This is a genomic window from Ralstonia pickettii (genome assembly GCF_001699815.1).
Taxonomy (GTDB): Bacteria; Pseudomonadota; Gammaproteobacteria; order Burkholderiales; family Burkholderiaceae; genus Ralstonia; species Ralstonia thomasii.
Genome location: NZ_MCGB01000012.1, coordinates 1 through 7930, shown reverse-complemented (window position 1 = coordinate 7930; position 7930 = coordinate 1). Strand labels below are relative to the sequence as shown.

Sequence of the window (7930 nt, the reverse complement as noted above, 5' to 3'; positions counted from 1 at the left end):
CGCACGACCAACGCGATTGAATCGACGTTCGCGACGGTGCGCCACCGTACGACGCGCACGCGTAACTGCGTATCGCGACCAACCTTCCTCGGACTGGCATTCAAGCTGATCGAGGAAGCCGAGAAAACCTGGCGCCGTATCAACGGCCCCGAAAAGATCAAGCTGTTGCTCGAAGGAGTTGCCTTCAAGGACGGCGAACCGGTGCAAGACGATCGACCGGCTCAGCAGAAAATCGCCGCTTGAAATCGACCGCCATCAAATTGTTCATACACCACTCTTGACGTTAGCTCAAATTGGGGCGCCGGGTGTCGTTCTATCGGTGTGCGGCTCTCGATCAATGGCTGAGGCTGGAGGCCGATCCCGACGTTCAGCGTTTTTGCGAAAGGCCTGGGTTCATCCTAGTGGGCGGACAGCGACACTTGGCCGAGTTCTGGGTCCGTTATGAAACTCGGGACGAGTTGGTGTTGCTCTCAGAGTCAGACGACGAGGGCATGGTCGTCGACAAAGGGCGCCAACTGGACGACTCAGAGATCGATATTCGTGTGGTGCCGCCGGCAGAACTCGCTGCATCCCGAGTCTGGATCGACAACTGGCAACGGATGTTACCCACGATCGTGGCCAATCGCGGCTTGCCAGCGGCGAGTCTGCTGACAGCGATCCGGCGCTTTGCGACAGCTGAGCCGAGGCAACTCCTGACCATTGAGCGCGAGTACGCCACAGGCGATCCCGTTCTGGTTCGCACCGCGGTGTATGAGTTATTGCGCACGGGCAAGCTCTCGGCACCGACCTTGCATACGGAAGCGTTGTCGCTGCTCACACTGTTCTCGGCACCGGGAGGACAGTCCTGATGCGCCGCAAACCGGAGCTCCAGCATCTCGACCTCGCGTCCTGGCCGTCAGTTGCATGGACGGAGCTCACGGAGGGGCGTCAGCAGCGGGTACGCATGGCGACTGCCGCCATCGAGCGCTATGCACGAGGCGACGCTATCGACGAAATTGAACTGTCCACCGGTATCGATCGTCGCCAACTATATCGGTGGTTGTATCGTGCGTTGCAGACACACCCCGATGGACGGATCTGGGGCTTTCGCGCCGTCATTCCCAATGTGCGGATTGCCGAATACGCGCGCGTTGCCCCTATCGTCGTCCAGGGGCAGACCGGCAGTCGCGGTACGGCCGGGGCGATATCGCAAATCTTCGAGAGCCATCCCGCCTTGGTGACGTGGCTTCGGGCTCAGATTCGGCAACGCAAGGTCGTGCTGCATCAGGTCAGCACGGATGGCAAGCTCAAGACGCGCCTGCGCGGCCTGAAAGCCCTGCATGAGGAGTTCCTGAAGCAATGTCGGTCGCTCGGTCTGAAGGCGACGGACTACCCGCTCTGTATGGACTATTTGGCAATCCGCTCGTTGTCCAACCGGCTCAAGGCGGAAATGCTGCGCTCCTTCGGCCAAGCTGCGCGCGCGGCGGGCGCCTCTCACCTCAAAGGCTTGCCCCTGCAGGACGGACATGCCGTATCGCCCGCGGCCGTGCGCCCCTATCAGGTCGTGGAATTCGACGGGCACCGTCTGGATGTTCGGCTCAAGGTGGTGGTACGTGACCCTTTGGGTTTTGAGCACGAGTTCGAAATGGAGCGCATCTGGCTGCTGGTCATCATCGACGTTTGCACTCGCGCGATCCTGGGTTATCACGTCGTGCTCGCGCGCGAGTACAGCCGTCATGACGTGATCAAGACGATGGAGAAGGCACTGGAGCCTCATCGCCCCATGACCTTCACCCTTCCCAATCTCGCGTACTCCAAGCACGATGGCCTGCCGTCGCAAAAACTGCCCGAGCTCGCCTACGCTTGCTGGGAGTGGATCAAGCTCGACAACGCCAAAGCAAATCTTGCCAACGACACGCTCAGTGCCTTGTGCGAGTTCGTGGGTTGCATTGTCGATGCGGGCCCTTATCACCACCCGGACGAGCGCCCCTACATTGAGCGTTTCTTTGCGACCATTGCGCAAGAGATGTCGTCGCGTCTGCCTGGCTACACCGGATCGCATCCGCGTGACCTTCGGCGTGCGCTGTCCGATCCGAAGGGCAATCTCCGCTTGTACCTGTCCTCCGATGAGCTGACGGAACTCGTCGAATATGCCATCGCCAGTTACAACGGTACACCGCACAGCGGGCTGAACAACATCACGCCTCTGGAGGCCATGGAGCGGTTGATCCGTGTCAAGCAGAGCATGCTCTCCTGGTTGGCCGAGCATCGGCGTCGCACGCTGTGCCTGATGCAAACCGCGTCGAGGCACACGGTGCGTGCCTACTTGCACCAAGGTGTGCGTCCTCACATCAACCTGCACGGTGTGCGCTACACCAGCACAACCCTGGCAGCGGCGACGCATCTGATCGGTACGAAGCTGCTTGTCTATTCCAACGTCGAAGACCTGCGCGGCGTACGGGCGTTTCTCGCGGATGGAGCCGAGTTGGGGCCATTGCAGGCGCAGGGCGCGTGGGGCCTGGTGCCCCACGATTTGCGGCTGCGCAAAGAGATCCTGAAATGGCGTAAGAAGCGCGGCATGCGCAAAGGGATGGAAGGCAACGTGATCGAGGCGTTCGTCCAAGAGAAGCTGGCGCACGCCAAACACACACGCAAAGCCGCCACGGATCTCGCGCACGTCATCCGTGTTTTGTCGACTGCGCCGACGATCTACACGCCTTTGCGACCCACCGTACCCATTTCTGCGCCGCTTTCCAATGCCGTCGCTGACGATTCACCATCGCCGCCGCCAGCGCCCGGTGTACCACGCCGCCTCACGATTGGTACGGGACTGATTTCCTAGGCGGGCCGCCCGCAAGGAGGACCACCATGTCTGTCGAACGCCCCCGCCCGGTTGATCCGGCTACGCACCCTCTGGTCACTGGCAATTACCGGATCGCCACGGCAGCGATCCAGGATTTTTATGAACTGGTGACACGGTGCCTGCGGTACCGTGTTCCTGGGGCGCTGATCTACGGACCCTCACGCATTGGCAAGACCCGGGCGATCGAATACATACGGCTCCTGCTCGCCCGCAACTACCCCAAAATCTCCACCTTCCACGCGCAGTGCGAGCACAAGCCCAAGCATGCGGAGGGCCCCTTTCTGTCGAACCTGCTGGAGGCCGTCGGCTATCCCGAGCCGCAGACGGGAACCAACACGGCCAAGCGGTTCCGGCTGACCCATAAGCTGCGGGAGGCGGCGGCCCGAGCGGGCAGCGGAACGATTCTCCTGTTTTGCGATGAGGCACAGCGCTACAACGTCAATGAGTACGAGTGGCTGCGCGACATTCACGATACGCTCGATCGGCAGCAGATCAAGCTGTACACCTTCCTGGTCGGCCAGGAGGAGTTGCTGGCCAAGAAGGAATCGCTGCAGGCGGCAGGGGCCACGCAGATCATCGCGCGCCTCATGGTCGAAGAGTTGCCGTTCTATGGGATACGCGATGCTGATGATGTCGCGACTTGCTTGCTCGGCTATGACGAAACCTGTTACCCGGAGGCGAGCGCTTGGACCTTCACGCGGTTTTACGTCCCCGAGGCATTCGACACCAACTACCGGCTTGTCAACGACGCGACCGTGCTCTGGGAGGCCTTCAGCGCGGCGCATCACAAGGCGAGCCTCCCCTACAAGATGGAAATCCCGATGGAATATTTCGTGCGCGCTGTTGAGATTGTCCTGAAAGATAGCGAGACCCGGGACGCACCGGGTTACAGCCCAGCGCCAGCATTGTGGGCATACGCCGTGCAACAGTGTGGTTACGTCCAATCGCGCCATGCGACCGGGCATATCATCGCCGCTGCGTAGCTCCCGGAAGAATCGATTCCCGATTCTATCGTTTGACGAGAGCGTGCTTTCGCCCGCGCTAGGCTACACCTTCGACCCGAAATGGGTCGACCCGTGCGAGTCGCTGATTTCCATTCTTTGGAAATTCGCGCAGGCCAATCAGCTTTCGGGGCATGTTGTGGTGCGTCATGCCGCCTTGTCCTTGCACGCCGATCCCTATTCCGGCGTTTTACCGGTGCACGATGCGATCAATATCGCCGCCTTGCGCAAGACCTTGCACCTGCCGGCCAAGATACTTCTCGGATCGGTCCTCGATGCTTTTCCTTACCGCCAGTACGACGAGCGTTTTCGATTTTGCCGCAAGTGTTTGGGGCGTGGATACCACAGTCCCCTCCATCAGTTGCAGAGCGAGTCCACATGCCCGGCGCATCAGACGCCACTCGAGATCGGTTGCCGACGCTGCGGCTACGAGCCGCTCTGCTTGCTCAAAGCTCGTTTTCTGGAAACCCCGTTTCGATGCGACTACTGTGGTGCCCCCTACAGTTACAAGACGTATTCGACACTACGATCGGAGAAGATGTGCAAAGATGACAGAGTTGCAATGCGTCGGCGATACTTTGAAAGGACATACGGCTAGACTGGGCGCATTTGGATCACGGCGGCGTCACTCGCGTGATTGCCGTGGAGTCGAAAAATTGCTCCATCACGCTGGAAATACTGAGTCCCGGCCCCCGGTTGGGCGTCGGGCGAGGCGCGCTCATGCGTGAAGTTCAGCGACGATGCGCTCGGCGAGAAAATCGCAGGGTGGTCGGTTTGACGTGACGCTTCGGGCGAGGACGATTTCAAGCGTGCCAATCTCAGGCAGGCCGTGTGCGGGCCCGAGCAGCGTAAAGTCAGATGGCACAGCACACCGCGCGAGCGGGGTGATGGCGAGGCCAGTTCGGGCCATCGTCAGCAGGCCAAGCAGACTCGGGCTCTCATAGGAAGTTCGATACACGATTTTTGCGCGCTCGAGACTGTGGATCGCCTTCTCGCGTGCGACGCTTCCCGGTAGGAACACGGCAATTGGTAGCGGCCGCTCACGCCAGATGTCAGTGGCGCCGGGCGCTGCGGCCCACACCATCGGCTCGTGCCGCAAGAACTCGCCGGTCAGCCCTTTCACCCGCGTCGCGCAGACGAGATCCACCGTGCCGTCGCGCAACATCGGGGCGAGCGCGACGCTGGGCAGGCCGGTCACCTGGATCTCGACCTTCGGATAGGTGGCCGAGAACTTCTTGAGAATCGGCGGAAACAGCGACGACGCGTAATCGTCCGGTACGCCGATCACCACGCGGCCAGTCACGTCCGGCCGGACGACCGCCGCCCATGCCTCATCGCGCAGCGCAATGATCCGGCGCGCGTGTGCCAGCAGCACCTCGCCGTCCTGCGTCGGCACCACGCTGCGCGGCTTGCGCACGAACAGCGCTTTGCCAAGGGCCGATTCCAGCGTCTTGATCTGCATGCTCACCGCCGATTGCGAGCGGTGCACGAGATCTGCCGCCCGGCTGATCGTGCCCGTAAAGGACAAGGACATTTGTTGAGAGGGCTGCACCCCAACCCTCAGCGTGCTGCCGGCAAAAACATCGCCGCAAGAACTGGCAGGAGACACTGCGCATATTTTTCTGATGCAGTGGGATTCCACCGAGTGCCGCGCATGCTCTGCATGCGTTGAGAGGCCAAGTTTTGGCGCGCCAGACCATGAGTTGATCGCATGCTTGCGCCTTCAGTATGCGCAAGGTGATTCGAGGTGGTAAGCATGCGGAGAGCAAGCACCATTCTCCGGCTGCATTCTTGTAATCCACCCGTAACTCTACGGTCAGGTTGACTTTCCTAGACTGCGGCTCCGTGATCGTCCATTGATGGTGCCCGTGAAGTTGCTGCGCGTTTTTTCGCTCTGGCTGGTACTAGTTGCGCTGCCCTCACAGGGCATGGGCGCCGGTATTCCTGCCGACTGCGAACGCGCGCATGCTGTAATCAAGAAATCGCGGAGCATTCAGCATAAGCGCCTCTCCGTGGCTACACGTACCAGCCATAAGCATTGCCACGACCACCATGGCAAAGCAGGACCTGCTCGTTATGACGACCGGTGCAAGCTATGTCCGTCTTGCGAGGAGGCTCCGCAGTATGCAGTGCCCGCGCGACTGACCATGTCCAGTTGTCGGCCGACAGCGCGAACACATTCGTCGTCTAGCGCCCAATTTCTTAGTTTCATCCCAGAGCTCCTCCTACGGCCTCCGCGCCTGGTTTCCTGACACGCATCACTGCTGACGTCTGACAGCCTTCGCTTTTGTAAGGGAGGCACGCGGCCACAGCGGTAAGACCCGTGAGCGTGTCCCGGCACGCAACCAGGGAAATTGAGTGTTCCGTCAGCGAGCAATCAAGGCGCGGTGAATAGCGCTGTTGTTCGCTGCGTAGGAGTTTGCCGTGCATATCTGTGTAAATTGCCATGCGCCTCTGAGGCCTTTTGCTTGGTCGTGCAATGCCTGCGGCTGGAGAGCCGCCGTCCATGACGGAGTCGCTTGCTTGGCGCCCGAAATGCTTCAGGACAACGACGGCTTCCACGAGCCGCTGTTCGACGAATACCAAAAGCTTCAAGCCGAGCACTTTTGGTTCGTGTATCGCCGAAAGTTAATCGTGTGGGCGCTGCAACGTTATTTCCCGCGGCTTCAGTCCTTCTTGGAGATTGGCTGCGGCACAGCAGAGAATCTCGCTGCGATTGCAGACCGGTTCCCACATGCTGAGGTATGCGGTGGGGAGCCTTCGCTGCATGCGCTGCAAATGGCGCGCCGCCATTGCACAGCGAAGTTCTTGCAAATGGACGCGCGCGCGATCCCTTTTGTCGAAGCATTCGACGTGGTCAGCGCCTTTGATGTGATCGAGCATATCGATGATGACCGACTCGCCCTGAGCGAGATGTACAAGGCGTGCCGGCGCGGAGGTGGGCTGATCTTGACGGTGCCTCAGCATCCTTCTCTCTGGAGTCGCGTGGACGACGCGGCCAAACACAAGCGTCGTTATACGCGTAAGGATCTCGTGGAGAAGCTGCGGGCCACCGGGTTCCGTCCGCTCTACGTCAATTCCTTCATGTCGCTGCTGTTACCCGTCATGGTTATTTCGCGCGTGCACCAGAAGATTGCGCGGACCGATCTGGAGGTTGACGAGGGTTTCCGCATCGGAAAGACACTCAATCGGCTGTTTTCGACCGTCTGCGACGTTGAATATCGCTTGTTGACCCGCAGCTTGCCATTTCCCGCCGGTGGTTCGCTGCTCGCTGTCGCGGTCAAGGAGTGATATGGCCATTCAAGGCACTGAAACCAGTCATTCGCACCTGCGCTGATGCGCCTTGGAGAAAAGGCCGGCATGACCGATCGACGAATCTTCTACAGATATCTGCTGAGTGGCGGTGCTTCCACCGCCACTCACTATCTGGCGCTGTACATTTTGGTCCACTCCGGTACCACCCCCGTGGTGGGATCGACCCTAGGTGCGATCTTCGGGCTCGTGCTCAATTTCACGGTTAGTCGGCGATGGGTGTTCGGCGCCCCCGCCAAGGTCGGTGCGACACTCTCGCGCTTCCTCCTTGTGTGGGTGCTGGCATTGCTGTTCAACGCCTGGATGCTGGCGGTCCTGTTCGCTGCGGGCCTGCACTATTTGGTTGCACAGGTGATCTCAACCGGGATCTTGGTTCTGATCAATTTCAATCTGCATCGCAGGTGGACATTTTCCGTTGCACAAGCAGCACCTGCAGTTGTGGACGCCTCAAACTGCAAGGCTGGTGCTTGGCGTACACAGCAAAAACCTGATAGCTAACCGAGCTAACGTCAAGAGTGGTGTATGAACAATTTGATGGCGGTCGATTTCAAGCGGCGATTTTCTGCTGAGCCGGTCGATCGTCTTGCACCGGTTCGCCGTCCTTGAAGGCAACTCCTTCGAGCAACAGCTTGATCTTTTCGGGGCCGTTGATACGGCGCCAGGTTTTCTCGGCTTCCTCGATCAGCTTGAATGCCAGTCCGAGGAAGGTTGGTCGCGATACGCAGTTACGCGTGCGCGTCGTACGGTGGCGCACCGTCGCGAACGTCGATTCAAT

7 protein-coding genes and 2 pseudogenes are annotated in these 7930 nt (G+C 59.9%); 7 read left to right on the top strand and 2 right to left on the bottom strand.

What is annotated here, in order from left to right:
* The 5 genes and pseudogenes from BEK68_RS01675 to BEK68_RS24630 all read left to right on the top strand — a co-directional run.
* Window positions 1-243: pseudogene (locus BEK68_RS01675) on the top strand (IS256 family transposase); the annotation flags it as partial.
* Between the two features lie 176 nt (window positions 244-419).
* Complete coding sequence (locus BEK68_RS01670; protein ID WP_249262879.1) at window positions 420-848, top strand: hypothetical protein; 429 nt, start codon at window positions 420-422, stop codon at window positions 846-848.
* The gene (locus tag BEK68_RS01665; RefSeq protein ID WP_012435600.1) at window positions 848-2821 is read left to right on the top strand and encodes a DDE-type integrase/transposase/recombinase; all 1974 of its coding nucleotides are present in this window, start codon (window positions 848-850) and stop codon (window positions 2819-2821) included. The genes BEK68_RS01670 and BEK68_RS01665 overlap by 1 nt, the downstream gene beginning before the upstream one ends.
* Before the next feature lie 26 nt (window positions 2822-2847).
* Window positions 2848-3825, top strand: a complete 978-nt coding sequence (locus tag BEK68_RS01660) for an ATP-binding protein (protein ID WP_021197347.1) — start codon at window positions 2848-2850, stop codon at window positions 3823-3825.
* Between the two features lie 43 nt (window positions 3826-3868).
* Window positions 3869-4441, top strand: coding sequence for a TniQ family protein (locus BEK68_RS24630; RefSeq protein ID WP_225694714.1), 573 nt, complete (start codon window positions 3869-3871; stop codon window positions 4439-4441).
* A gap of 120 nt (window positions 4442-4561) precedes the next feature.
* Here the strand turns inward: BEK68_RS24630 and BEK68_RS01655 are convergent, their stop codons facing one another.
* Window positions 4562-5377, bottom strand: a complete 816-nt coding sequence (locus BEK68_RS01655) for a LysR family transcriptional regulator (RefSeq protein ID WP_012435597.1) — start codon at window positions 5375-5377, stop codon at window positions 4562-4564.
* A gap of 1001 nt (window positions 5378-6378) precedes the next feature.
* Here BEK68_RS01655 and BEK68_RS01650 point away from each other — a divergent pair.
* Entirely contained in the window at window positions 6379-7134 is a 756-nt protein-coding gene (locus BEK68_RS01650; protein ID WP_021197345.1) for a class I SAM-dependent methyltransferase, read from the top strand.
* A gap of 69 nt (window positions 7135-7203) precedes the next feature.
* Complete coding sequence (locus BEK68_RS01645) at window positions 7204-7653, top strand: GtrA family protein (RefSeq protein ID WP_012435594.1); 450 nt, start codon at window positions 7204-7206, stop codon at window positions 7651-7653.
* Between the two features lie 49 nt (window positions 7654-7702).
* Here BEK68_RS01645 and BEK68_RS01640 read toward each other — a convergent pair.
* A pseudogene (locus BEK68_RS01640) lies at window positions 7703-7930 on the bottom strand (IS256 family transposase); the annotation flags it as partial.

Coding starts and splice junctions, on each gene's coding strand:
- BEK68_RS01645 (WP_012435594.1), top strand. CDS start 7,204: ATGACCGATCGACGAATCTTCTACAGATATCTGCTGAGTGGCGGTGCT.
- BEK68_RS01665 (WP_012435600.1), top strand. CDS start 848: ATGCGCCGCAAACCGGAGCTCCAGCATCTCGACCTCGCGTCCTGGCCG.
- BEK68_RS01660 (WP_021197347.1), top strand. CDS start 2,848: ATGTCTGTCGAACGCCCCCGCCCGGTTGATCCGGCTACGCACCCTCTG.
- BEK68_RS01650 (WP_021197345.1), top strand. CDS start 6,379: ATGCTTCAGGACAACGACGGCTTCCACGAGCCGCTGTTCGACGAATAC.
- BEK68_RS01655 (WP_012435597.1), bottom strand. CDS start 5,377: ATGTCCTTGTCCTTTACGGGCACGATCAGCCGGGCGGCAGATCTCGTG.